The sequence below is a fragment of the Janthinobacterium sp. YR213 genome, from assembly GCF_900099875.1.
Lineage (GTDB): Bacteria > Pseudomonadota > Gammaproteobacteria > Burkholderiales > Burkholderiaceae_D > Janthinobacterium > Janthinobacterium lividum.
The window spans coordinates 1372947-1394214 of the sequence record NZ_FNDA01000001.1 but is presented as its reverse complement, the minus strand read 5'-3'; the positions used below and the strand labels follow the sequence as shown (position 1 = coordinate 1394214).

Genomic DNA, 21268 nt, shown 5'->3' with positions numbered 1-21268 from the left:
ACACGACCACGACGCCGTATGACTTTTTATTTACTCACATCATAGAGGCCTGAATATGGTTCAGATGTCCAGGCGCCAGTTCCTTCGGGTAACTGGCGCGACCATTGCTGGTTCCAGCCTCGCCCTGCTCGGTTTCGCACCGGGCCAGGCGATGGCGGAAGTGCGGCAATACAAGCTGTCTCGCACGACCGAGACACGCAATACCTGTCCCTACTGTTCGGTAGGATGCGGCGTCCTGCTGTATGGGCTGGGCGACGGCGCGAAAAATGCCGTTTCCAGCATCATCCACGTGGAAGGCGATGCCGATCACCCGGTGAACCGCGGCACGCTGTGCCCGAAAGGCGCCAGCCTGGTCGACTTCATCCACAGTCCGAACCGCCTGAAAGTGCCCGAATACCGCGCACCGGGCGGCACGGAATGGCAACCGATCTCCTGGGATGTGGCGCTCGACAAGATCGCGCGCCTGATGAAGGATGACCGCGACGCCAACCTGATCGAAAAGAATGCCGACGGCAAGACCGTCAACCGCTGGCTCTCCACCGGCATGCTTGCCGCGTCCGCCGGCAGCAACGAGGTGGGGTATCTGACCCACAAGACAGTGCGCAGCATGGGGATGCTGACCTTTGATAATCAGGCGCGTGTATGACACGGACCGACGGTGGCAGGTCTTGCCCCGACGTTTGGCCGTGGCGCGATGACGAATCATTGGGTCGATATCAAGAATGCCGACGTGATTCTGGTCATGGGCGGCAATGCAGCAGAAGCACATCCTTGCGGATTCAAATGGGTAACGGAAGCGAAGGCGCATAACAAGGCCAAGCTGATCGTTGTCGATCCGCGCTTTACCCGTACCGCATCCGTGGCAGATTACTACTGCGCCACGCGTACCGGCACGGACATCGTCTTCCTCGGCGCGATCATCAATTACCTGCTGACGAACGACAAGATCCAGCATGAGTACGTGCGCAACTACACGGACATGCCCTTCATCGTGCGCGAAGACTATGCGTTCGAGGACGGCCTGTTCTCGGGTTTCGACAAGGAAAAAGGCAAGTACACGGACAAGGCCACCTGGGATTACGAGATCGGCGACGACGGCTATGCCAAGGTCGACCCGACCCTGGAACACCCGCGCTGCGTCTACCAGATGATGAAGAAGCACTATGCGCGCTACACGACCGAGATGGTCGAACGCACGTGCGGCGTGTCGGCCGACAAGTTCCACAAGGTGGCGGAGGCATTGGCTTCGACCGCCGTGCCGGGACGCGCCGGTACCATCCTGTACGCGCTGGGCTGGACGCACCACTCGACGGGCGCGCAAACCATCCGCACGGGCGCCATGGTGCAGCTGTTGCTGGGTAATATGGGGATCGCCGGCGGCGGCATGAACGCCTTGCGCGGCCACTCGAACATCCAGGGCTTGACCGATCTGGGCCTGATGTCGAACCTGTTGCCAGGTTACATGACCCTGCCCAACGAAGGCGAGCAGGATTTCGACGCCTACATCGCCGCGCGCGCCACCAAGCCGTTGCGGCCGAACCAGCTCAGCTACTGGAGCAATTACCGCAAATTCCACGTCAGTTTCATGAAGACGTGGTGGGGCGACTTTGCCACGGCGGAAAATAACTACGCCTTTGACTACCTGCCGAAACTCGACAAGCCGTATGACTTGATGCAAGCCATCGAGAACATGCACCAAGGCAAGATGACGGGCTATATCTGCCAGGGTTTCAATGTGCTGGCGTCCGCGCCGAACAAGCAGAAGGTCACGGAAGCGCTGTCGAAGCTGAAGTTCCTCGTCATCATGGATCCGCTGGCCGTGGAAACGGGCGAATTCTGGAAGGCGCACGGGCAGTACCACGAAGTCGATCCCACCAAGATCATGACGGAAGTGTTCCGCCTGCCGACCAGCTGCTTCGCCGAAGAACGCGGTTCGCTGGTGAGCTCTTCGCGCGTGCTGCAATGGCACTGGCAGGCGGCCGAACCGCCGGGCCAGGCGCGCAGCGACCTGGAGATCATGTCCGGCCTGTTCCTGCGCATGCGCAGCATGTACCAGAAGGAGGGCGGCAAGTTCCCCGATCCTATCGTCAACCTGACATGGAATTATGCGCAGCCGCATAATCCGCAGCCGGAAGAAATCGCCCGCGAATTCAACGGCCGTGCGCTGGCCGACCTGTACGATCCGAAGGACGCGACCAAGCTGCTGGTGAAAAAGGGCGAGCAGCTGGCCTCGTTCGCGCAATTGCGCGACGACGGCACGACCACCAGCGGTTGCTGGATCTTCGCCGGCAGCTGGACGCAGGCGGGCAACCAGATGGGACGGCGCGACAATAGCGACCCGACCGGTATCGGCCAGACGCTGGGCTGGGCCTGGGCGTGGCCGGCGAACCGCCGCGTGCTGTACAACCGCGCCTCGTGCGACTTGAAGGGCAAGCCTTTCGATCCGACCCGCAAGCTCATCGAGTGGAATGGCACGAACTGGAGCGGGGCCGATATTCCCGACTTCAAGGTCGACGAACCGCCGGAAAACGGCATGGGCCCGTTCATCATGCTGGGCGAGGGCGTGGCGCGCTTCTTTGCGCGTGGCGCCATGGCCGAAGGGCCGTTCCCCGAGCATTACGAGCCGTTCGAAAATCCGCTGGGCTACAACCCCATGCATCCGAAAAACCCGCAGGCGACCAGCAATCCGGCCGCGCGCGTGTTCGCCGATGACCGGAAAATGTTCGGCACGCACGAGGAATATCCGCATGTGGCCACCAGCTACCGCCTGACCGAGCATTTCCATTACTGGACCAAGCATGCACGCCTGAATGCCATCATCCAGCCGCAGCAATTCGTTGAAATCGGCGAAGAGCTGGCCAAGAGCATCGGCGTCGTTGCCGGCGGTGAAGTGCGCGTCAGTTCCAAGCGGGGCCACATCATCGCCAAGGCCGTCGTCACCAAGCGCATCAAGGCGTTGATGATCGAGGGCAAGCCGGTGCATACCGTGGGCCTGCCGCTGCACTGGGGCTTCACGGGCGTGGCCAAGCCGGGGTATCTGATTAATACCCTGACACCGGGCGTGGGGGATGCGAATTCGCAAACGCCGGAATTCAAGTCCTTCCTCGTGAAGGTGGAAAAAGCATGATGGGAGCTCAATAATGGCACTGCAATCCTTAGATATCCGGCGCCTGTCGGCTACCACGGTAACGCCGCCGCAAGCGCGCAGCCCGGTGACGGGCACCGTGGCCAAGCTGATCGATGTGTCGAAATGCATCGGCTGCAAGGCTTGCCAGACGGCGTGCATGGAATGGAACGACTTGCGCGATGAAGTCGGCGAAAACCATGGCACCTATGACAATCCGACGGACCTGACGCCGCAATCGTGGACGGTGATGCGTTTTGCCGAACACGAAAACAACGACGGCAACCTCGAGTGGCTGATCCGCAAGGATGGCTGCATGCACTGCGAGGACCCGGGCTGTCTGAAAGCCTGTCCGGCGCCGGGCGCCATCGTGCAGTACACGAACGGCATTGTGGATTTCCACCAGGAAAACTGCATCGGCTGCGGCTACTGCGTGGCCGGCTGTCCTTTCGATGTGCCCCGCATTTCGAAAAAGGACGACCGCGCCTACAAGTGCACGCTCTGCTCGGACCGCGTGGCCGTGGGCCAGGAACCGGCCTGCGTGAAAACCTGCCCGACGGGCGCCATCGTTTTCGGCACCAAGGAAGACATGAAGGTGCATGCGGAAGAGCGCATCGTCGACCTGAAGTCGCGCGGTTTCGAGAATGCGGGCCTGTACGACCCGCTGGGCGTGGGCGGCACGCACGTGATGTACGTGCTGCACCATGCCGACAAGCCGAAGCTGTATTCGAACTTGCCGGAGCGCCCGCGCATCAGTCCGATGGTGGGCTTCTGGAAGGGCTGGTCCAAGCCGCTGGCGGTGGCCGGCATGGCCGCCACGGCGCTGGCGGGCTTCTTCCATTACACGCGAGTCGGTCCGAACGAAGTGAGCAAGGACGAAGAGCACGAAGCGCTGGAAGAGGCCAAGCGCATCCGGGAGGAAGACCATGAGCCACAGTGATCTGCATGATGGAAAGCTGCGCGACAAGGATGGCAACCCGCTGATCCAGCGCTACGACCCGAACGAGCGCACGAATCACTGGGTGACCGCCATCACCTTCGTCATGCTGGCGCTGTCCGGCCTGGCCATGTTCCATCCCTCGATGGCGTGGCTGGCGAACCTGTTCGGCGGCGGGCAATGGACGCGCATCCTGCATCCGTTTGCCGGCCTGGTGATGTTTGTCTCGTTCGCGATCCTGGTGGTGCGCTTCTGGCACCACAACAAGTTCGAGGACGGCGACAAGCAGTGGCTGAAACAGATGGACGACGTGCTCAACAACCGCGAAGAAAAGCTTCCGAAGATCGGCAAATACAATGCCGGCCAGAAGATCCTGTTCTTCGTGCTGCTCGCTTGCATGGTGGGCTTGCTGTTGTCGGGTATCGTGATCTGGCGCGCGTACTTTGCGTTCTATTTCCCGATTCCCGTCATCCGCGCGGCCGCCTTGCTGCATGCCGTGTGCGCGTTCGGCATCATCTGCTCCATCATCGTGCACATCTATGCGGCACTATGGGTCAAGGGTTCGATCGGTGCCATGGTGCGCGGCACCGTCACCTACGGCTGGGCGCGCAAGCACCATCCGAAGTGGTTTGAGGCTGTCATTCGCAATACAAAAGACTAAGTTCTTGATATTGATGACACCGGCATTACCCGGGGTCAGTCCCAGGACTGACCCCTTTCTTTTTATCGATTAGAATACTTTACAGCCCCTTTTTTGATGGGAAACTCCATTGGTACAACGCATTCTTCAGCCAGGCGAAATCGAAGGCCTGGACCACAACGCGATTCCGCGCCTGCTGCTGCCGCAGCCTGACAGCCTGTTCAAGGCGCGCGCCTTGCGCTTGCGCGAACTGGCGCAGGGAAAAATCAAGGGCATTCCCGTCGATGCGGGCATGCAGGGCTACCTGGTGCTGATGGCCGCGCTGGCCGATGCGCAGGCCGCCGTGGTGGGAAAACTGGCGCCCGGCGCCGTGCCTGCCGCCGACCCCGACGCGCTGCGCCGCGCGATCCAGCACCGCATGCCCGTGCTGCCCGTCAGCGGCGCCCGTCCGCCAGTGTGGCGCGACATCTTTGCCAGCCTGCTCGATGAGCTGGCCGCCACGGCGGCCAGCCAGCCGGCATTATCCGGCGGCCTGACGCAGGTGCTGGCCCAGCTGCGCGCGCTCGACGCGCCAGCGCTCGATGCCTGCGCCAATGCCGTGCTCGATGAAAACGGCGACAACCTCAATCCCATGCATGCGCCGTTCGTCGCGGCCGCGCTGCAAATATTGTGGTCGGTGTCGGCCAGCGAACTGCGCGCCGCGCGCGTGCCGGACCTGGAAACGGGCGCCCTGTGTCCCGTTTGCGGTTCGCACCCCGTCGCCAGCGTGATCCGCATCGGCGGCGGGTCGCAGGGCTACCGCTATCTGCACTGCGGCATTTGCGAAAGCGAATGGCATATGGTGCGCGTGAAGTGCTCGACCTGCGAACAGAATGGCAAGATCGCCTACCAGGGCCTGGACGCTGCCGACGCCGCGCCGTTCGACCCCGTGACGGCGAAGGACGACAAATTGCCCAACAAGGCGAACGATCCGAAGAAGGTGGCGCGCGCGGAAACCTGCGACGACTGCCACACCTACCGCAAGGTCTTCAACCAGGAACACGATTACAACGTCGAACCGCTGGCCGACGACCTGGCCAGCCTGATGCTCGACCTGCTGGTGGGCGAAGCGGGCTACCAGCGCGCCAGCGGCAATCCGCTGCTGTGGCTGGGGAAGAGCGACAGCAGCGAGGGCCAGCAGTCATGACGACGGGGCAAACCGTGCGCCTGCCATCGGTAGACCGCATCCTGGGCGACACGGCTTGCCTGGCCCTGATTGCGCACCATGGCCGCGTGCAGACGCTGGCCTGTGCGCGCGCCGTGCTGGCCGAATTGCGTACGGCCATGCTGGCGGGCGCCGTGTGCGAAGAGGGTGCGTCGATTGCCGCCATCGCCGCGCACATGGAAGAACGGCTGCAATCGCAGTCGCGCTCGCAACTGCGCGCCGTCTTCAACCTGACGGGTACCGTGCTGCACACGAACCTGGGCCGCGCGCTGCTGCCCGACGCCGCCGTGCAAGCCGTGGTGGAAGCGCTGCAGTGGCCGATGAACCTGGAATTCGACCTGGAAACGGGCAAGCGCGGCGACCGCGACGACCTCGTCGAGGAACTGTTGCGCGAACTGACGGGGGCCGAAGCGGCCACCGTCGTCAACAACAATGCGGCCGCCGTGCTGCTGATGCTGAACACCCTGGCGCAGAACAGGGAAGTCATCGTCTCGCGCGGCGAACTCGTGGAAATCGGCGGCGCCTTCCGCATCCCCGACGTCATGACGCGCGCCGGCGCCGTGCTGCGCGAAGTGGGCAGCACCAACCGCACGCACCTGGCCGACTATGCGAATGGCGTGAATGAAGACACGGCCCTGTTGATGAAGGTCCATTGCAGCAATTACGCGATCACCGGCTTTACCAAGAGCGTGCAGCTCGACGAGCTGGTGCCGCTGGCGGCAAAACACCATGTGCCGACCGCCGTGGACCTGGGCAGCGGGACCCTGGTCGACCTGGCGCAATACGGCCTGCCGCATGAAACGACGGTGCGCGAAACCATAGCAGCGGGGGCCGACCTGGTCACCTTCAGCGGCGACAAGCTGCTCGGTGGCCCGCAATGCGGCGTCATCGTCGGGCGCGCCGACCTGATCGCAAAGATCAAGCGGAACCCCTTGAAACGCGCGCTGCGGGTCGGCAAGCTGACGCTGGCCGCCTTGGAACCCGTATTGCAGCTGTACCGCGCGCCGGACTTGCTGGCCGAACGCCTGACCACTTTGCGCCTCTTGACGCGTCCCGCCGCCGCCATGCGCGCGCAGGCGCAAACCCTGCTGCCGCTGTTGCAAAGCGTACTCGGCGCCACCTATATGGTTAGCGCCGAAGCCATGAAAAGCCAGATCGGCAGCGGCGCCTTGCCCGTCGACCAGCTGCCCAGCTTTGGCCTGGCGATTCGCAGCGCGCCCGGTTCGCGCCTGAGCAATCCATTGGGCGTGCTGGAGCAGCGTTTGCGCGCCTTGCCGTGCCCCGTGATCGGGCGCATCGGGCAAGATACGCTATGGCTCGACTTGCGCTGCCTGGAAGCGGCGCACGAGACGACCTTCATCGCGCAGCTTGCCGGGTTGTCCGCATGATCGTCGGCACCGCAGGCCATATCGACCATGGCAAGACGACGCTGACGCGCGCGCTGACGGGCGTGCACACGGACCGCCTGAAGGAAGAGCAGGCGCGCGGCATTTCGATAGAACTCGGTTACGCCTATCTGCCGCTGGCGGACGGCACGGTGCTGGGCGTGATCGACGTGCCCGGCCACGAAAAATTCATCCGCACCATGGCCTCGGGCGTGACGGGCATCGACTTCGCCCTGCTGGTGGTGGCGGCCGATGACGGCATCATGCCGCAGACGCACGAGCACCTGGCCATCTTGCAGCTGCTGGGCGTGACGCAGGGCGCCGTGGCGCTGACGAAGATCGACCGCGCCGATGGCGCCCGCGTGGCGCAGGTGGAAGCGGATATCGAAGTGCTGCTGGCCGGCACGCCGCTGGCGGGCAGCCCGATTTTCCCCACCGCCGCCAATCGCGACAACGATGCCGGCGTGGCCGCTTTGCTGGCGCACCTGACGCAAGCGGCGCGCAGCCTGCCGCAGCGTGACGAACGGCGCTTGTTCCGCCTCGGCGTGGACCGGGTGTTCACCTTGTCGGGGCAGGGCACCATCGTCACCGGCACGGCGCTGGCGGGACGGGTGCAAGTGGGCGACGTGCTGCAACTGGCGCCCGGTGGCGCGCAAGCGCGGGTGCGCAGCATCCATGCGCAGAACCGCGCAGCCGGGACGGGCATGGCGGGCCAGAGATTGGCGCTGAACCTGGCCGGCATCGACCGCGAGCGCATCGAGCGGGGCAACTGGATCGTCGCGCCCGAGCTGGCGCAGTGTGCCGAACGCATCGACGTGGAACTGACCCTGCTGCCCGACGCGGGAGTACACCTGAAAGCCTGGTCGCCGCTGCACGTGCACCTGGGCGCGGCGCACCAGCTGGCGCGCGCCGTCATGCTCGATGGCGAAACCCTGTCGCCGGGACAGACGGGCAGGGTACAACTGGTATTCGAGTCTCCCATGCACGGCGTGCCGGGCGACCGTTTCGTCGTGCGCAACGCGCAGGCGACGCAGACTGTGGGCGGCGGCATGGTGCTCGATCCGTTCGGTCCCGCGCGCAAGCGGCGCAGCCCGGCCAGGCTGGCCTGGCTCGATGCGCTGGCCGCGTTTGTCGCGCACGGCGACTATGCGGCCCTGCTGGCGCAAGGCCCGCTGGGCTTGCGCGAATCGCTGCTGGTGCGCCTGTCCTTGTTGCCGGCGCACGCCCTGGCGCTGCCGCCCGACACGCGGCGTATCGCCCTGCGCGGTGGCGACGCCCTGCTGGTGGCGCCGCCAGCTTTACTGGCACTGGAAGAGCGGGTGCTGGTGGCCCTGGCCGTCTTCCACGCGCGCGCCCCCGACGAGGCGGGGCCGGAATTGTGGCGTTTGAAACGCATCGTCGACGCGGAGATGGAAGATGCCCTGTGGAGCCACCTGGTCGAAGGCTTGCTGGCGCGCGGCGAGGTGCTGGCGCGCGGCGCCAGCCTGCACTTGCCGGCGCACAGCGTGGAACTGACGCCGCAGGAGCAGGCGGTGGCCGAGCCCTTGCTGGCCGCCCTGGAGCAGGGGCGATCCGATCCCCCGTGGACGCGCGACCTGGCGCGCGGCTTCGGCCTGGCCGAGGATGAAGCGCGCCGGCTGTTGCGCAAACTTGCCAAGGCAGGGCAGATCAGCCAGGTCGTGCACGACCTGTTTTATCACCAGGCGGCGCTGGCCGAGCTGGCGCAGCTGGTGCGGGAACTGGCGCACAAGGCGGAAGCGGATGCAGGCTTGCCGGCCGGTAATGGCGCCGTGGGCGCGGCCACCTTCCGCGACGCCAGCGGCCTGGGCCGCAAGCGGGCGATCCAGGTTTTGGAATTTTTTGACCGCGTCGGTTATACTCGCCGTGTTGGCAATGGGCATCTATTACGCCCGCAAGCGTTGTGGTCCTACACCACAGCCTTGCCCAAGAGCTAAGTACTAGTTCAGGTACCGCGGAAAGCACACTCATCCGGTGATGTGGCCGGGCTTCAAACCCGGTGGAGGGCGTCAGACGTTCTCCCGTAGGTTCGACTCCTACTGTTTTCCGCCAATCATTTCTCTCTCCTCCTCCCTTGCATCATCATCCGCTGGCGTTGGCCTGTTGCCACGTTGTGGAAAGTATGTCCCGAAATTGACAATATCCGGCAATGCCAGGGTGAGCCGATGGTAACATCGGCTTGTATCCCCTGTGGCAGATGAAAGCAAGCATGAAACAAGCAAGCATGGCACGGCTGCTGGCAGTGGCGCTGCTGATGCCGGCGCTGGCCGCGGCGGCGGACGTGCGCATCGTCGGCGAGCATTTGCCGCCGTCGAGCATGATGGAAGGCAATGTCGTCGTGGGACGTGAAACGCTCAAGGTGCGCGACATCATGGCGCGCGCCGGCCTTTCCTACAGCATCGAGCTGCTGCCGTGGAAGCGCGCGTATGCGCAGGCGCTGCGCGAGCGTGATACCTGCATTTTTTCCACCAGCCGCACGCAGGAGCGCGAAGCGCAATTTCGCTGGATCGGTCCCCTCAACGAAGCCGAATGGATACTCTACGGCCTGGCCGAACGGCACCTGGCGTTGCGCACGCTGGCCGATGCGCGCGGCCTGGTAATCGGCACTGTGCTCGGCGACGCGCGCGACGATTACCTGCGCCAGCGCGGCCTGAACGTGGCGCCCGTGACGCAGGAGTGGCTCAATCCGCAAAAGCTGCTGCTCGGACGCATCGACTTGTGGGCCGTCGGCATGGCGGTGGGCAGCAAGCCGTTTGCCGGCAAGGAGTGGGAGGGCAAGGTGGTGCCGCTGCTGACCTTCAACCGGGTGCAGACTTACCTCGCCTGCAACAAGCAATTGCCCGAGACGCAGGCATTGGCCATGCAGCGGGCGGCGGCGGCCATGCGCCGCGACGGCAGCATGGCGCGCGAACATATCCGCTAAGGGCCGCTTCAGCTTTCCAGCCACTGGCGCACGCAATTGCGTCCTTCGCGCTTGGCCTGGTACAGGGCCTGGTCCGCGTGGCTGTAGGCCGTTTCAAATGCCGTGCCGGCGCGGTTCCAGCTCAGGCCCACGCTGATGGTGATGGCGCGCGTGATGGGCGCCGCATGGCGCTGGCGGCCGACAGTCTCGCAGATGCGCTGCGCCACTTGCGCCGCGTCGTCGCGCGAGGAGGTGGGCCAGACCACGGAAAACTCTTCGCCGCCGACCCGGCCAATGGCCGTCTCCTGTCCCAGCAATCCTTTCAGGCAGTCGACCACGGCCTGGATCACGCCATCGCCGGCAGGGTGGCCGAAATCGTCGTTGACCTGCTTGAACAGGTCGATGTCGAGCACGATCAGCGCCATGTCGCCCTGCGCCAGGCAGCGCGAGGCGTGGTCGATCACGGCGCCGCGATTCAGGGCGCCCGTCAACGGGTCGTGCGTGGCGCGGTATTCGAGCTGGCCGGCCAGGGTTTGCAATTGCCGGTTCAGCAGATGCATGTCGCGCTCGGCGCGGTCGCTGCGGCCGATCAGGCGCCGCGTCTCGCGCATCAGCCGCTCGTAGTGATTGATCAGTTCACCGAGCACGCGCCGCTGTTCCGCGCTCGACGCGCTGGCGTCGGCATGCATGCGGCGCGCGGCAGCCAGCGCCGCCGCTTCCACGGTGAACAGGTCGGGCTCCAGTCCGGACTCGGAGATGGCGGCGCGCATGTCCTAGCTGCCCTGCACGGGATGGTCGCGGAAGTCCAGCGCAGTGAAGTCCTGCTGCAGCTCCTGGCCGAATTCCAGGATGGTGTCGTCGTCCTCGTCGTGATACCAGTTCAGGCGCACCTGGTTGCCGTCCACGGCCGCCTGATTCAGTGTGTCGAACAGGGTAAACAGCATCTTCGTACTGGAGCTGTTGAAGTAGGCCAGCGAGACGTTGACGGTGATGGCCGCTTCGCGGCAGCCTTCCAGGTAGGCGCGCACGGCGGCGATCAGCGGGCCATAGAAGGCGGCCGCGTTTTCCGGATACGACTCGCCCTTGATCGACAGGGTGTGGTGCTCGAAACGGAAGTCGATTTCGGGCGAACTCGGGGTCGCGGCGATGAACAGTGGTGACGGTAATTGCATATGCTTTCCTGAGTCGGCTCTTTCAAATGATGGCTTTGATGCAGAAGATGGTGTGGCCCGGTTCCTGGGGATCCTGGACGAATTCGAATTCCAGCGGCTCGCTGGCGTCGCGCGCCATGGTGAGGAAACCCAGGCCCGCGCCCTTGCTGTCGGCGGGCGCTTCCTCGCGCAGGGCCTTTTTATACGCGAGGCGGATTTCCTCCATCGTCATCGTGTGCAGCGGCTCCAGTCGGGCGCGGATCTGCGCCACGTTGTCCGTCGAGACGGGGTTGGCGCACAGCAGGAAAAAGCTGTCGCCGCGCGTGCCGATGCAGAACGAGCCGCGCCGCATCTGCTGGTCCAGCTGCGCATCGGGCGTCAGGCTGTCGGCGGAATAATGCATGATGTTTTGCGACATCTCGATGAACGAGGAAAAGATGCGCCGCCGCGTGGGCCCGGCCGCGCCGGCCGTATCGAGGCGCGCCTTGATGGTTTCGGAAATGGCATTCACCACGTGCTGCGAGAAATAGCCCACGTAAAAAAAGATGATGTTGCGCTTGCGGGCCACATCCCAAAACTCGTTGAATTCTTCGTACAGCACGTCCGTGCTCCTGGCTAGCCGGTGACCCGGTTTCTTGTTGATAAGGTGGCTCGATGGCGCCAAAACTACAGGCGGAAACAGAAAAAGGTCAGGTCGTCGCGGCGCGGCTGCTTGCCTTGCCATGCGGCGCTGTCCTGCAGTAGCGCCGCCGCCACGTCGCCGGCGCAAGCGTCGCGCCGCGCCAGCAATTGCTCGCGCATGCGCCGCTTGCCGTAGGCGATGTCGCGCGCGCCGCCGATCTGGTCGAGCAAGCCGTCGGTGGTGAGGAACAGCAGGCTGCCGGCGGGAATGGCCAGCGTCTCGTTGTGCCAGCAGTAGCCGGCTGGCGTGTCGACATAGCCCACGCCCATGCGCGCGCCGTCGATGGCGCGTACGCTCTCTTCGCCCGGCGCGACCACATGCAGCGCCAGTTTCGCGCCCGCGAAACGCAGGCTGGCGCTGGCCGTGTCGTAGCACAGGAAGGCGCAATCCATGCCGTCGTTCGAGCCGGCGTGGCCGGTGGCTTCGCCGCTGCCGGCGCCGTCCTGGCCCAGCAGGGTCTTGATGGCGCGGCTGACGGCGCCGATCAGGGCGGCCGGATCGTGCGGCCCCAGTTCGCGCAAGGCCTGGCTCAGGGCCGACGAGGCGATCAGGGTCATGAAGGCGCCCGGCACGCCGTGGCCGGTGCAGTCGGCGATGGCGGCGAACCAGCCGCCCGCGTGGCGCTCGAAGAAGTAGAAATCGCCGCCGACGACGTCGCGCGGCTGCCATTCCAGGTGGGCGTCGGGCAGGGTGGCGCGCAATTCCGCATCGGAGGTGCGCAGCAGGGCGCGCTGGATCACGCTGGCGTAATCGATGCTGTGCATGATTTGCCGGTTCTTTTCCGCCTGCATGGTGGCCACCACGTTCATCAGCTGCAAGCCGAAGCCCACCCCGGCCAGCGCCCCATCGGCAGTGATGATGAAGCCGTCGGCCAGCGCCTTTTCGCCCGCTTCCACGGCGCGGAAGGTGAGGTCTTCGATGCTCATGGCGCCATCGACGATCAGCGGTTCCTTGTCCATGAAGGCGATGCAGCTCTTCTTGCCGTACACCTCGTGATAGAAGGGCTTGGACATCTGCGACATGAAGATGTTGCGGCTGATCAGGCCGATGGGCTTCTGCTGCTCGGTGACGGGCAGGCTCATCATGTCGCGCCGTTCCGTGAACAATTCCAGCACGGCGAAGTTGCTGGCGTCGGCCTGCACGGATTCCGTGGGGATGCACAGGTCGGACGCCACGGACGTGCGATAACGGGGAAGATGCAATCGAGAAGCGTTGAACTCCACAGCGGCTACCTTTACATGACGATCGGACCCTTGTTGTCGCGACGGCAAGGCGACTGACAAACAGGCAATATCATCATGGTAGCCTTGGAATATGACGGCTTGATTACCAGCTTGTCAAAACCGTATGCAAGATGGCTGCATGGCAAGCAACTTACAGGCGCCGGGCCAGCACCTGTGCCTGCGCCAGCCAGCGCGCGCGCTGCGGCTCGGTGGAGTGCAGGATGGGGCCGAAGCTGGCCACCCTGACGGGTTTGATGCCGCAAAATTCCAGCGTCGTCTTGCGCAGCTGGTGGATGCCGGGCATGCGGTAGACCCAGCGGAAATACCAGGGCGGCGTATCCATCGTCACCAGCAGCTGGGCCGTGCGGCCTTTCAGCAGTTGCGCCGGGAAAGCCTTGCCGGGGCGATATTTGAAAGCGTAGCCGGGCAGGAAGACGCGGTCGACGAAGCCCTTCAGCAGGGCCGGTGCGCCACCCCACCAGATCGGGTAGGCGAACACCAGGTGTTCGGCCCAGCTGATGGCTTCCTGCGCCGCCAGCAAGTCCGCTTCCAGCGGCTGCACCTGGCGGTAGCCTTCGTGCAGGATGGGGTCGAAGTCCAGCTGGCCCAGGCGCAGTTCGCGCACGCAGTGGCCTGCGCTGCGGGCCGTGGCGGCATAGGCTTCGGCCAGGGCGGCGCAAAAGCTGTCGCCCGACGGGTGGCCGAGGAGTATCAAAATGCGCTTGGGTGTCGTCTTGGTCATGATGCAGGCTGTCCGTTAAAGAAGAGCTTGCATGCTAAAGCCTGCCCCTGAGGGCAGAGTCAAGCGGCCTCTTGCAGACGCTGCTGCGCCAGGCAGTCGCGGATTTCCGTGTCGATGTCGGCCAGTTGCGCATCGAGCTGGCGCAGGCGGGCGATATCCTGCCGCACCTGTGCGCGCTTGGCGGCGATGTGCTGCGACAGGACGGCCCAGTCGGTATCGTCGCCGGCCAGGATGGGCAGCAGTTCGGCCAGGCGGAAGCCCAGGGCCTGCGCCTGGCGTATCAGCCTCACTTGCGCCAGGTCTTGCTGCGTGTAGACGCGGTAGGCGCCCGAGCGGCGCACATCGCCCAGCAAGCCCAGTGCTTCATAGTGGCGCAAGGCCTTGGGCGAGGTGCCCGCCAGGCGGGCGATTTCTCCGATGTACATGCTGGTCCTTTATTAAGCTGAGCTGCGGCGCACGCAGTGTAGCGCAGGTGGCTTGCCAGGCGCTACGCTGCGCGATGCCTCAGGACGGTTTGCGCGGCGGGACTTTCTTCGCCGTGCACTCGGCGCAGGTGCCGTACAGCGACAGCGCGTGCTCGTGCAGCACGAAGCCCCGCTCGGCGGCGATCTCGTTCTGGCGCAGTTCAATGCCTTCGTCGACGAATTCATCGACCTTGCCGCAGCCTGTGCAGACCAGGTGGTCGTGGTGCTGGCCTTCGTTCAGTTCGAACACGGCGTGGCCCGATTCGAAGTGCCGGCGAAACAAAATGCCCGCTTCGGCAAACTGCATCAGCACGCGGTAGATGGTGGCCAGGCCCACGTCGATTTTTTCGGCCAGCAAGAGTTTGTAGACATCGTCCGCACTCAGGTGCTTGATCGTGCCTTCTTGAAACAGCTGCAGAATCCGCAAGCGGGGGATGGTTACTTTCAAGCCCGATTCACGCAGTTCCCTCAATATATCCATGTCTCCCATTCCTTTTTGTAGTCGCTTGAGCGAGGTAGTGCATTATATCGCAAATGATAATCATTACTATTCTCATTTGTATTGTGCGGAGTGGAAATATTATGCTGGCTAGCCGGCCGGCAGACCAGTGACATCGGCGCAAGCGTCGATTGCGTTGCACGCATCTTGCGTTGCAATTGCAAAACCAACGGTGATATCGCTACACTGTGCAGCAAGGAATAACAATGGGGCAGGAAGATGGACCGATTTGATGCGATGCGCATTTTTACCCGCATCGTCGAACTGCGCAGTTTCACCCAGGCGGCGCATGACCTCGGCTACCCGAAGGCGACCGTCACGCATGCGATCAAGCAGCTTGAAGCGCGGCTGCGCGTGCGCCTGCTGCAGCGGACCACGCGGCAAGTGACGCCCACGCCCGATGGCGAGGCGTATTACCAGCGTTGCGTGCGCCTGCTGGCGGACCTGGAAGAAACGGAAGCCGTGTTCAGTTCGGCGGCCCAGCAGCCGGTCGGCAAGCTGCGCATCGACCTGCACGCGACCCTGGCCATGCATTTCGTCATGCCCGTGCTGGACCAGTTCTGCGCCCGCTATCCGCTGATCGAACTGGAAATCGGCATGGGCGACCGCCTCGTCGACCTGGTGCGCGAAGGCGTCGATTGCGTGCTGCGCGTGGGCGAGCTGGGCGATTCGTCCATGGTGGCGCGCCGCGTGGCGCTGCTGGAGCAGGTGACGTGCGCCAGCCCCGCCTACCTGGCCGCGCACGGCACGCCGGAGACTCTGGCGCAACTGGATGGCCACCGCGCCGTCAATTTCTTTTCCGCCCAGACGGGCAAGGTCTGGCCCTTCGATTTCAAGGCGGACGGCCAGCGGCACAGCGTGGCCTTGCCGGGCACCGTGTCCGTCAACAGTGCGGACGCATACCACGCCTGTTGCCGCGCGGGCATGGGCTTGATCCAGGCGCCCCGCTACCATCTGGAGCGGGCGCTGGCGGCCGGCGACCTGGTGGAAGTGCTGCGCGACTTGCGTCCCGACCCGCTGCCCGTGTCCGTGCTGTATCCCCACCACCGGCAATTGTCGCCCCGTGTGCGCGTGTTTGCCGACTGGGTCGCCAGCCTGTTTGACGGCGTGCATTGATACGTATGCGTGCGCTGCGCTGCCGCATTTTCTTGACCTGGGCAAAGGAAAAAATCCCTCTGATGATGCCATCTAGCACTATTTGATGTGGATCAAAGTTTTTGTTGCACTGCACTCTTAGACTTCGCAGCGTTACTTAACGACATTAACGACAGAGGGAAATAAAATGAAAAAGTCCGCAACTGCAGCAGCAATCGTCCTGGCCGCCATCGGCGCATTCGCCGGCAACGCAATGGCACAGGAAAGCCCATGGCTGGTCCGTGCGCGCGCCGTGCATATCGATCCGGCCAACAAATCTGCTCCCGTTGGTGGCGTCGGCGCATCCGACCTGATTCACGTCAGCAGCAAGACGATTCCTGAAATCGATATTTCCTACTTCTTCACGCCAAATATCGCTGCCGAGCTGATCCTGACGTATCCGCAAAAGCATGACGTCACCTTGTCCGGCACGAAGATCGGCAGCTTCAAGCATTTGCCGCCGACCCTGTCGCTGCAATACCACTTCATGCCTGAAAAACAGTTCAGCCCTTACGTGGGTGCGGGCGTGAACTACACGAATATCTCGGACGTGAAATTGCTGAACGGTGCCGGCCGCCTGGAACATGACAGCTGGGGCTTCTCGCTGCAAGCCGGTGTCGACTACAAACTGGACAAAAACTGGTCCTTGAACTTCGACATCAAGAAAGTGCAGATCCGCAGCGACGTATTGGCCGGTGGCGCCAAGATCAGCGAGGTCAAGGTGGATCCACTCCTGATCGGCGTCGGTGTGGGTTACCGTTTCTAAGCATGGCATGACGGCGTCCACGCGGCGCGGGCAATAAAAAAACGGCCAGGTGTGAACCTGGCCGTTTTTTTGCGTGCAGCGCTTTGCTTTATTTTTTCAGCGTCTTTTCCAGCGCCAGCTGGTAGTCCGTCTTCTCGTAGCCGGCCAGGTATTTGTTGGTCGCGTCGAGGAAGGCGCGCGAGCGGTAGGCCGCTTCCAGGTCCTTGACCCATGGCTTGGCCTTGTCGGCCGTGCGGATGGCGACCAGGTTGATGTAGCTGTCCGAGATCTTTTCCACGGAGAGGGCCGACGTCAGCTTCATGCCGGCGGCCAGGGCGAAGTTACCGTTGACGAAAGCGTAGTCGGCGTCGGCCAGCGAACGTGGCAGCTGCGCCGCTTCCAGCGGCACCAGTTTCAGCTTCTTCGGGTTTTCCAGCACGTCGCGCTCGGAAGCGCGCAGCGGATCGACGTTCGGTTTGAGCTTGATCCAGCCCATCTTGGCCAGCATCACCAGCGCGCGCGCCTGGTTGGTCGGATCGTTCGGCATGGTGATGGTGGAGCCGTTCTTCACGTCGGCCAAGGACTTTTGCTTGCCGCCGTACAGGCCGATCGGCATGGTCGGCACGGTGATCAACGAGCTCAGTGGCAGCTTGTTATCGGTGGCGAACTTGGTCAGATAGACGATGTGCTGGAACACGTTGGCGTCCAGCGAACCTTCGGCCAGCGCGTAGTTCGGCTGCACGTAGTCGTTGAATTCCACGATCTTGACCTTGTAGCCCTGTTTTTCCAGGATAGGCTTGATGCCCAGCTTCAGCTGGTCCGAATACGGGCCGGAGCTGGTGCCGATGACGAGTTCTTTCGGGTCCTTGGCGTGGGCGGCGGTGGCGAAGGCCAGGCTGGCGGCGGCCAGGAGCAGGTTGCGGCGAATATGGTTCATGCTTTTCCTTGTACTGAAATACTGAATATGAATTAACGTTTGTCGAGGCGCTTGGCGATGCGCGTGCCGGCGAACTGGATGGTTTGCACCAGCACGATCAGGATGGCCACGGTGGCGACCATGATGTCCGTCTCGAAGCGGTAGTAGCCGTAGCGGATGGCCAGGTCGCCGATACCGCCGCCGCCCACCACGCCGGCCACGGCCGAATACGACAGGAAGCTGATCGACAGCACGGTCAGGGCCAGCACGAGGCCGGAGCGCGCTTCCACCAGCAGCACGCGGAAGATGATCTGCATTTCCGACGCGCCCATGGCGTGCGCCGCCTCGATCACGCCGCGCGGCACTTCGCGCAGGTTCTGTTCCACCAGGCGCGCCAGGTAGGGAATGGCGGCGAACGATAGCGGCACGCTGGCCGCCAGCGGACCGATCGAGGTGCCGGCGATGATGCGCGTAAACGGTGTCAGGGCGACCAGCAGGATGATGAACGGGAAGCTGCGCACGGTGTTCACCAGCCAGCCCAGGATCGTCGACAGCGGACGGTTTTCCAGCGACTGGCCTTCCGAGACGAGAAACAGCAGGATGCCCAGCGGGCCGCCGATCAGGATGGCGGCGGTCAGGCCGATGCCCAGCATGGTCATGGTCTGGCCCAGCGCCACCCAGATTTCCGGCAGCAGGTTGATGACGTTATTGATCGATTCTTCAAACATGTGTTGCATCCTTCCATGCGGTGGCTTCAAACGCCTCGGTGCCGTAATAAGCCAGCTCGCGTCCCAGCGCCGTCTTGCGCGGGGTGGCCGTGTCGCTCAAATCGAATTGTTCGGCGATGGCGCCGTTTTCCACGACAGCCACGCGGTTGCAGATGGCGCCCAGCACCGACAGCTCATGGCTGACGATGACGATGGTCACTCCCAGGCGCGCATTGATGTCGCGCAGGGTGTCGAGCAGGGCGCGCGTGGTTTCCGCGTCCAGCGCGGACGTCGGCTCGTCGCACAGCAGCACGTCCGGGTGGCTGGCCAGGGCGCGGGCAATGGCCACGCGCTGTTTCTGCCCGCCGGACAATTGTGCCGGATAGCTGTGCAGCTTGTCGGACAGGCCCACCAGCGCCAGACATTCCTCGACGCGGGCGGCGATCTGCTCGCCCTTGGTCGTGCCATGGATTTTCAGTGGGAAGGCGACGTTGTCGAACACGCTGGCGTTTTGCAGCAGGTTGAATTGCTGGAAAATCATGCCGATGTTCTGGCGCGCGTCGCGCAATTCGCTCTTGCCCAGGCGTGTCAATTCGCGCCCGGCCACGGTAATGGTGCCGCTGTCGGGGCGCTCGAGCAGGTTAATCAGGCGCAGCAAGGTCGATTTGCCGGCGCCGCTCTTGCCGATCAGGCCGAAAATATCACCGGGATAGACTTCCAGCGTGACCGATTTGACCGCGTGGAATTGTTCGCCTTTGGGTAGCGCGAAGGTCTTGTTTGCGCCATCGATGCGAATCACCGGCGTACGGTGTGGTGTGGTCATGCAGTGTTTCCTTTTTTATTGGACCGTGACAGGCTTGCTTGCAGGGGCCAAATCGCCCAGCCTGCCACGTCGGTTGCGTAGTATACCTCCGATCGTGTTATTACTCCTACGACAGAATCTTGCTTTGAATATGCAAATAATGTCTATATGGGTGTTTGGCGAGAGTAAAAGCGGTTTTTGTGCGATCAGCCAATGGAAAATTCGACGGGAATCGATAATTCCAGCGGGTCCGGCCGTTCCTTGGGGATGCGCGGCAATGGCGCGGCCCGTTGCAAAGTATCGAGCGCGGCCTGATCCAGCGCCGCGGAACCGGAGCTGCGCTCGACCGCGGCGGCCAGCACCTGGCCATCGCGGTCGATGCGGCAGCGCAGATACACCACGCCCTGTTCCTGCTTGGCGCGCGACGCCGTCGGGTAGCGGCGGAAGCGCTCCATGCGCGCCAAAACCTTGCCTTCCCAGCTCGATACGCCGCTGCGCAGCTCCTGCGGCGCGGGCGGCAGGGCGGGCGAGGGCGGCGCCGCCGCGATGGACGGCGCCGCCGCCGGTGCCGGTGTCACGGGGGCATGCCGCACCTCGGCAACGGCCGCGATGCTCTCGGCTTGCGGCTGCATGGGGGCGGCATCCGGCTGCGGCAGTACCAATTGTTGGATTGCTGGCGCTGCCTTTTTTGCAATGGCGGCGGATGGCGCGGCGGCGGCGCTGACCCGTTCAGCAAGATTCTGCTCCAAAGGCCGGGGCGGGGCGGCGGCCGGCAGGAACAGCAGCATGGCCGGTTGCGCGGAGTCGGGCGCGATGGCCAGCACGGGCGCTGCCGGCGCGCGGTGGTACAGCGCCCATCCCAGCAGGGCGCCATGCATGGCGAAGACGGCGGCTATCGTCAGCGGACGGCGCCAGTCGGTCGGCGGCGTCTTGTCGGCGGCCGCCGTCGGCGCCGGCCCTTCCGGGCGGCGCAGCAGATAGATGAGGACGGCGATTTCCATCGCGCCCACCATGGCGATCACCCACCAGGGCGGATGGCCGAGGCACATGGCGACAAAGCCGATGGCCATGCCCAGGCAGGCCATGGCCTTGCCGCGCCGCGACACGGCGCGGTGTTCGCGCCACTGCCGCAGGGGCGCGCCGAAGCGGGGGTGATGCAGCAGCCAGTGCTCCAGGCGCGGCGAGGCGCGGCTGAAGCAGGCCAGCGCCAGGATCAGGAAGATCGTCGTCGGCATGACGGGCAGCAGGGCGCCGATCACGCCCAGCGCCACCATCAGCATGCCGGCGGCCGTCCACGCCCAGCGGCGCAGGCGTGCCGTGTGCGCTTCCGCGCCGGCCTGGATGACTGGCTCTTCCATCAGGCGCAGGCCTCCACGTGGCCGTGCATGCGCAGGAACGCGGCGCGCGCGCCGTCGATCATGCGCGCTTCACCCGCCTCATCGAGGATGGCCGTATCGAGCACGGAGGTAAATTCGCGCCAGTGCCGCGCGCGTCCGTCAGGATGGCCGGCCAGGTGGCGCGCGCCGTGATGCTCGTCCAGGCCGATCTTGCCGGCCAGTTTATACAGGATGGCCGCGCCCAGCTTCGAGCCTTCGCTCACATACAGCCAGCCCAGCGCCGTGGCCAGGTCCAGCTGCGCGTCGAACGGCGGCGTGGCCGCATCGGACGGCAGCGCGGTGTCCAGGTCGCGCAGGTCGGCGGCGATGCTGGCGTAGCGGCGGCGCTGTTCCAGGTCCGGCAGCAGGGCCGCCAGCTGCGCGTTGTCGTACAGCGCGTCGACGTCGCGCAGGAACGCGTACTGCGCCTGCAAAAAGCGCGCATAGTTCTCGCGGCTGGAAAACGGTGCGCTGGCCATGATGCGCTGGTCCAGCAATTCGTGGGTGGCCATGGTGTCGGCTTTCAGGCGCTGGCTGCGGGTTGGGGCCGCGTTAATCGGAATGGCGTTCAAGGTGCTGCTGGTGTCGCTTGCTGCATGCATGGAATATCTGCTCTC

Annotated in this window: 21 protein-coding genes, 1 tRNA gene and 1 pseudogene; 10 read left to right on the top strand and 13 right to left on the bottom strand. The window is 64.0% G+C overall.

What is annotated here, in order from left to right; translation table 11 throughout:
• Positions 1–55: 55 nt before the first annotated feature.
• The 8 genes from fdnG (at position 56) to BLT98_RS06070 (ending at position 10231) form a co-directional block, all read left to right on the top strand.
• Positions 56–3127, top strand: a complete 3072-nt coding sequence (gene fdnG / locus BLT98_RS06105; RefSeq protein WP_092605954.1) for a formate dehydrogenase-N subunit alpha — start codon at positions 56–58, stop codon at positions 3125–3127.
• Between the two features lie 13 nt (positions 3128–3140).
• Positions 3141–4064, top strand: a complete 924-nt coding sequence (gene fdxH, locus BLT98_RS06100; protein WP_034779207.1) for a formate dehydrogenase subunit beta — start codon at positions 3141–3143, stop codon at positions 4062–4064.
• Positions 4051–4722, top strand: a complete 672-nt coding sequence (locus BLT98_RS06095; RefSeq protein ID WP_034779204.1) for a formate dehydrogenase subunit gamma — start codon at positions 4051–4053, stop codon at positions 4720–4722. Before fdxH ends, BLT98_RS06095 begins: the two co-directional genes overlap by 14 nt.
• A 109-nt stretch (positions 4723–4831) precedes the next feature.
• Positions 4832–5887 carry a formate dehydrogenase accessory protein FdhE gene (fdhE, locus tag BLT98_RS06090; RefSeq protein WP_092605952.1) on the top strand — a complete coding sequence of 352 codons (1056 nt, stop codon included), beginning with the start codon at positions 4832–4834 and terminating at the stop codon, positions 5885–5887.
• The gene (selA, locus tag BLT98_RS06085; protein ID WP_092605950.1) at positions 5884–7293 is read left to right on the top strand and encodes an L-seryl-tRNA(Sec) selenium transferase; all 1410 of its coding nucleotides are present in this window, start codon (positions 5884–5886) and stop codon (positions 7291–7293) included. The genes fdhE and selA overlap by 4 nt, the downstream gene beginning before the upstream one ends.
• The gene (gene selB, locus BLT98_RS06080; RefSeq protein ID WP_092605948.1) at positions 7290–9245 is read left to right on the top strand and encodes a selenocysteine-specific translation elongation factor; all 1956 of its coding nucleotides are present in this window, start codon (positions 7290–7292) and stop codon (positions 9243–9245) included. Before selA ends, selB begins: the two co-directional genes overlap by 4 nt.
• A gap of 19 nt (positions 9246–9264) precedes the next feature.
• Positions 9265–9360 (top strand) — tRNA-Sec (locus BLT98_RS06075).
• 157 nt (positions 9361–9517) lie between these two features.
• On the top strand, positions 9518–10231 hold the full coding sequence (locus tag BLT98_RS06070; protein ID WP_244517405.1) for a substrate-binding periplasmic protein: 714 nt from the start codon (positions 9518–9520) through the stop codon (positions 10229–10231).
• Positions 10232–10239: 8 nt separating this feature from the next.
• On the opposite strand, the gene BLT98_RS06065 is transcribed toward BLT98_RS06070, so the two are convergent.
• The 7 genes from BLT98_RS06065 to fur all read right to left on the bottom strand — a co-directional run bounded on the left by BLT98_RS06065 (position 10240) and on the right by fur (position 14953).
• Positions 10240–10980: a GGDEF domain-containing protein gene (locus tag BLT98_RS06065; RefSeq protein WP_092605946.1), complete on the bottom strand. Its 741-nt coding sequence runs from the start codon at positions 10978–10980 to the stop codon at positions 10240–10242.
• Positions 10981–10983: 3 nt separating this feature from the next.
• Positions 10984–11382 carry a DUF1987 domain-containing protein gene (locus BLT98_RS06060; protein WP_092605944.1) on the bottom strand — a complete coding sequence of 133 codons (399 nt, stop codon included), beginning with the start codon at positions 11380–11382 and terminating at the stop codon, positions 10984–10986.
• 22 nt (positions 11383–11404) lie between these two features.
• Entirely contained in the window at positions 11405–11962 is a 558-nt protein-coding gene (locus BLT98_RS06055; protein ID WP_034756676.1) for a SiaB family protein kinase, read from the bottom strand.
• Between the two features lie 65 nt (positions 11963–12027).
• Positions 12028–13245, bottom strand: coding sequence for a SpoIIE family protein phosphatase (locus BLT98_RS06050; protein WP_170846305.1), 1218 nt, complete (start codon positions 13243–13245; stop codon positions 12028–12030).
• 172 nt (positions 13246–13417) lie between these two features.
• Positions 13418–14008: an NAD(P)H-dependent oxidoreductase gene (locus BLT98_RS06045; RefSeq protein ID WP_092605940.1), complete on the bottom strand. Its 591-nt coding sequence runs from the start codon at positions 14006–14008 to the stop codon at positions 13418–13420.
• A gap of 59 nt (positions 14009–14067) precedes the next feature.
• A complete protein-coding gene (locus BLT98_RS06040) occupies positions 14068–14433 on the bottom strand; it encodes a MerR family transcriptional regulator (protein WP_092605938.1) in 366 nt (121 codons plus the stop codon).
• A gap of 79 nt (positions 14434–14512) precedes the next feature.
• Entirely contained in the window at positions 14513–14953 is a 441-nt protein-coding gene (gene fur, locus BLT98_RS06035) for a ferric iron uptake transcriptional regulator (RefSeq protein ID WP_035820181.1), read from the bottom strand.
• 237 nt (positions 14954–15190) lie between these two features.
• On the opposite strand from fur, the gene BLT98_RS06030 reads away from it, so the two are divergent.
• Both BLT98_RS06030 and BLT98_RS06025 read left to right on the top strand, forming a co-directional pair.
• Positions 15191–16087 (top strand): LysR family transcriptional regulator, encoded by an 897-nt coding sequence (locus BLT98_RS06030; RefSeq protein ID WP_092605936.1) that lies wholly within the window; start codon positions 15191–15193, stop codon positions 16085–16087.
• 166 nt (positions 16088–16253) lie between these two features.
• The gene (locus tag BLT98_RS06025) at positions 16254–16871 is read left to right on the top strand and encodes an OmpW/AlkL family protein (protein WP_034779183.1); all 618 of its coding nucleotides are present in this window, start codon (positions 16254–16256) and stop codon (positions 16869–16871) included.
• Positions 16872–16959: 88 nt separating this feature from the next.
• Here the strand turns inward: BLT98_RS06025 and BLT98_RS06020 are convergent, their stop codons facing one another.
• The 6 genes and pseudogenes from BLT98_RS06020 to BLT98_RS06000 form a co-directional block, all read right to left on the bottom strand.
• Positions 16960–17787, bottom strand: coding sequence for a MetQ/NlpA family ABC transporter substrate-binding protein (locus tag BLT98_RS06020; RefSeq protein ID WP_092605934.1), 828 nt, complete (start codon positions 17785–17787; stop codon positions 16960–16962).
• 32 nt (positions 17788–17819) lie between these two features.
• Positions 17820–18494 carry a methionine ABC transporter permease gene (locus tag BLT98_RS06015; RefSeq protein ID WP_046683994.1) on the bottom strand — a complete coding sequence of 225 codons (675 nt, stop codon included), beginning with the start codon at positions 18492–18494 and terminating at the stop codon, positions 17820–17822.
• Positions 18487–19296, bottom strand: coding sequence for a methionine ABC transporter ATP-binding protein (locus BLT98_RS06010; RefSeq protein WP_070222288.1), 810 nt, complete (start codon positions 19294–19296; stop codon positions 18487–18489). Before BLT98_RS06010 ends, BLT98_RS06015 begins: the two co-directional genes overlap by 8 nt.
• A gap of 185 nt (positions 19297–19481) precedes the next feature.
• Positions 19482–19907: an energy transducer TonB family protein gene (locus BLT98_RS29665; RefSeq protein ID WP_280141175.1), complete on the bottom strand. Its 426-nt coding sequence runs from the start codon at positions 19905–19907 to the stop codon at positions 19482–19484.
• Between the two features lie 315 nt (positions 19908–20222).
• Positions 20223–20633 (bottom strand): annotated as a pseudogene (locus BLT98_RS29465) (YbaN family protein); the annotation flags it as partial.
• Positions 20633–21253: a biliverdin-producing heme oxygenase gene (locus BLT98_RS06000; protein ID WP_092605932.1), complete on the bottom strand. Its 621-nt coding sequence runs from the start codon at positions 21251–21253 to the stop codon at positions 20633–20635. The gene BLT98_RS06000 and the pseudogene BLT98_RS29465, both read right to left, overlap by 1 nt.
• Positions 21254–21268: the final 15 nt, after the last annotated feature.

Excerpts from the sequence above, each read along its gene's own strand:
- fdxH (WP_034779207.1), top strand. The coding sequence starts at position 3,141 with ATGGCACTGCAATCCTTAGATATCCGGCGCCTGTCGGCTACCACGGTA.
- BLT98_RS06095 (WP_034779204.1), top strand. The coding sequence starts at position 4,051 with ATGAGCCACAGTGATCTGCATGATGGAAAGCTGCGCGACAAGGATGGC.
- selA (WP_092605950.1), top strand. The coding sequence starts at position 5,884 with ATGACGACGGGGCAAACCGTGCGCCTGCCATCGGTAGACCGCATCCTG.
- selB (WP_092605948.1), top strand. The coding sequence starts at position 7,290 with ATGATCGTCGGCACCGCAGGCCATATCGACCATGGCAAGACGACGCTG.
- BLT98_RS06070 (WP_244517405.1), top strand. The coding sequence starts at position 9,518 with ATGAAACAAGCAAGCATGGCACGGCTGCTGGCAGTGGCGCTGCTGATG.
- BLT98_RS06065 (WP_092605946.1), bottom strand. The coding sequence starts at position 10,980 with ATGCGCGCCGCCATCTCCGAGTCCGGACTGGAGCCCGACCTGTTCACC.
- BLT98_RS06060 (WP_092605944.1), bottom strand. The coding sequence starts at position 11,382 with ATGCAATTACCGTCACCACTGTTCATCGCCGCGACCCCGAGTTCGCCC.
- BLT98_RS06045 (WP_092605940.1), bottom strand. The coding sequence starts at position 14,008 with ATGACCAAGACGACACCCAAGCGCATTTTGATACTCCTCGGCCACCCG.
- BLT98_RS06040 (WP_092605938.1), bottom strand. The coding sequence starts at position 14,433 with ATGTACATCGGAGAAATCGCCCGCCTGGCGGGCACCTCGCCCAAGGCC.
- fur (WP_035820181.1), bottom strand. The coding sequence starts at position 14,953 with ATGGATATATTGAGGGAACTGCGTGAATCGGGCTTGAAAGTAACCATC.
- BLT98_RS06030 (WP_092605936.1), top strand. The coding sequence starts at position 15,191 with ATGGACCGATTTGATGCGATGCGCATTTTTACCCGCATCGTCGAACTG.
- BLT98_RS06025 (WP_034779183.1), top strand. The coding sequence starts at position 16,254 with ATGAAAAAGTCCGCAACTGCAGCAGCAATCGTCCTGGCCGCCATCGGC.
- BLT98_RS06020 (WP_092605934.1), bottom strand. The coding sequence starts at position 17,787 with ATGAACCATATTCGCCGCAACCTGCTCCTGGCCGCCGCCAGCCTGGCC.
- BLT98_RS06015 (WP_046683994.1), bottom strand. The coding sequence starts at position 18,494 with ATGTTTGAAGAATCGATCAATAACGTCATCAACCTGCTGCCGGAAATC.
- BLT98_RS06010 (WP_070222288.1), bottom strand. The coding sequence starts at position 19,296 with ATGACCACACCACACCGTACGCCGGTGATTCGCATCGATGGCGCAAAC.
- BLT98_RS29665 (WP_280141175.1), bottom strand. The coding sequence starts at position 19,907 with ATGCAGCCGCAAGCCGAGAGCATCGCGGCCGTTGCCGAGGTGCGGCAT.
- BLT98_RS06000 (WP_092605932.1), bottom strand. The coding sequence starts at position 21,253 with ATGCATGCAGCAAGCGACACCAGCAGCACCTTGAACGCCATTCCGATT.